At 39.1% G+C, this 2,578-nt stretch carries 3 protein-coding genes; 1 reads left to right on the forward strand and 2 read right to left on the reverse strand.

The genetic code is table 11. From position 1 onward, the window contains the following. Positions 1 to 659, reverse strand: a 659-nt coding sequence (locus BCG07_RS16480) for a CYTH domain-containing protein (RefSeq protein ID WP_286891149.1), incomplete at its 3' end; no start/stop codon positions are given. A 214-nt stretch (positions 660 to 873) separates the two neighbouring features. On the opposite strand from BCG07_RS16480, the gene BCG07_RS16485 reads away from it, so the two are divergent. Continuing rightward, the gene (locus BCG07_RS16485; RefSeq protein WP_243531414.1) at positions 874 to 1,482 is read left to right on the forward strand and encodes a TIGR04211 family SH3 domain-containing protein; all 609 of its coding nucleotides are present in this window, start codon (positions 874 to 876) and stop codon (positions 1,480 to 1,482) included. A 118-nt stretch (positions 1,483 to 1,600) separates the two neighbouring features. Here the strand turns inward: BCG07_RS16485 and BCG07_RS16490 are convergent. Beyond that, on the reverse strand, positions 1,601 to 2,578 hold a 978-nt coding region (locus BCG07_RS16490; RefSeq protein WP_286891151.1), incomplete at its 5' end, for a DUF21 domain-containing protein.

Below are 2,578 nucleotides of genomic sequence, written 5' to 3' on the forward strand. Positions count from 1 at the left end.
CGAGGAAGCTTAACAAAGCCAATCGACTTACTAGGCTTAAGCGGATTGTCGTCGGCTAAACGGTAGCCGCGTGCTGCTTTTGAATACAAACCGAGTCGGATACAGTTTTGGCTAACTAAAATATCAGCCAAAGCAAACAGCTCATTGCGGCTGCCTTCAATTAATTCTATTTCCAGCTCGCTGATCATCTCAACTTGCCCAGAGGCTGCGATTTCGCCTTTATCAAGCACCACTTCAATTTTTGCACCAGCTTGCGTTTCAATTAACCACGTACGGCGAATAAAGTTAGTGCTGAAAATAGGATACAAATTTTGTGAAATTGCATCTACTTGCATGCCATGTGGCCAAATATCAGCACTAAACGCCATTAAGTTAGGGCGGCTGGAATCAATAGGTAAGTTATATTCTGGGCGCTGATGAAGGCCCCCTACAACTTCGCCGGCAAGCTTGATAGTTTGTTCGCACTGATTGTCAGAACAACGGGTTCTAAAGCCAATATCAAGAGCTCGTAGTTCACGGCTTGGCGTATCATAATAGGCATTTTGCAAACTACGCGATGGTTTATTTATAACCGTTTTAGCAAATTGAGTAATTAGTGAGGGGATCAGTGGAACAACGGCATCTGATACCAAAAATTTCAGTTCTATCTCAGTATCCATTCGGTCTGCGGATTACCTTTAAAATAAATAAGTGGTCAAAATAAACAAAGCGCTCTAACAATGCAAATTTTTTAGGCTTATTAAGTGCTTTAATCATGTCAGGGTTACAATATCAGCCTTGCTTTTAAAAGGCTAAATCCCTACTATCTTGCATTATATGTGAATTAAAAAACCATGTTCATAACGGACTCAGTAAGAACAACAAGGTAGATAAATGCTAAAACATTGTTTATTCGGGCTACTTTTAACAGCCACTACGTTTATAAGCTACGCACAAGATGAAGCACAAACAGCGAGCCCATCAGATGCAAATACCGCTTACGTTATTGATAATTTGTATACATTTATGCGTTCAGGCGCGAGCAAAAATTATCGACTACTTGGCTCTGTAGACGCGGGAACAAAAATAACCGTACTGTCTGGCGAAGAAAACGGCTTTATTAAAATAAAGGACGATAAAGACCGCGAAGGTTGGATTGAAACTAAATTTATTTCTACTACACCTGGGTTACATCAACAATACCAAACCTTAAGCAGCGAAATGAGCACCATGCAGGAAAATTTACGCCTTGCTCAAATAGAGCTGCCACAGCTACAAAAACAAAATCAAACCTTAACCGATCAAAACCTGCAATTATCAGCGCAAATTACAAGCCTGCAAACAACACTCGCGCAAGAGCGCACGCAAAAAGAAGCCGCTAGTTCAAAAGAAAAACGACAACTACTTACCTACGGCGGTGCGATTGCATTTTTAGGGTTGTTTTTGGGAATCATTTTAACCATTGTTTTGTCGCGCCGTAAGCGTTACGAAGGCTGGGCATAAATTAATTGAATGAATGTTGTTCAATAAAAAAGCCGCTATTAGCGGCTTTTTTATTCGCATATCAAATATTGAGCTATGCATATATAGCACTGGCTTAACTATAAAAAAATAGATTAACTTACGATTTTGACAGCGGCTGTACTTCTTTATTTTCGTTCATCTCTAACTTTGGCGCATTCATTCCCTTTAATAAACGACCGAATATATCAGCACCAGTAATAATACGCTTCTCATCACCCCATACCAGCACAACGTCGTGATCAATAGCACCATCAAACGATTTATCGAGCGAATGATTTGCGCGTATTTTTAAAATAACCTCACTTAAACGCAGTGTTTCATCCGTTACAATAATAGGTCTGTGGCAAAAATGGTAAGGGTCAAAAATATCTGGCTCAAATAATGCTGATCGTAAAAAACCATCTGCATCAACCACTAATAACGGCCACCCATCGTTGTTAGTCAAAATTACCCAGTTATAGCCCGATTTGTGTAATTTACGTAAAAACTCATTATCGGCTGATAATGTCAGTTCAGGAAAAATAGGTAAATCAAGTTTAGTAGGTAAAGAGATTATAGAATCTGGATCAATTATTTCCCCTTCTTTAGTTACACTGATTTCGTCTAAGCTAAAAAAGTTAAGTGCACCAATACCTTCAACATGTTGCACATCAGCTTCTTCTGCCTCAATGTGTTTACGTATTATTCCTCTAAGCTCGCTTTCAGCAAAATAGGTAATACCTTCTTTGCCCAGCCATGCATCAAGTACCAAGGCCGTTGGTTTAGCAACAACATAAAACAAAACTTGATAAAACTTTATTAATGGCGAAAGCATACTCGCCATTTTTAATGCATTACGAGAAAAATAAGCTTGAGGTGTTATCTCACCGATTATCGTAATCGCAATCGTTGAGAATAAAAACGAGCTAGCGCCCATTAATACAGAATCAGAGAGCAACGTGAGTAAAACGTTAATACCCACGTTACCCCACAAAATGGTTGCTAGTAAAAAGTTAGAGTCGTTACGAAGTGCCATAACCTTAATTGCCGCTTCGTTTCTTTTTGAACTTTCCATTTCAAGCTGTAATCGGCTTAA

The sequence above is a fragment of the Pseudoalteromonas sp. ESRF-bin5 genome (assembly GCF_002632075.1).
GTDB lineage: Bacteria > Pseudomonadota > Gammaproteobacteria > Enterobacterales > Alteromonadaceae > Pseudoalteromonas > Pseudoalteromonas marina.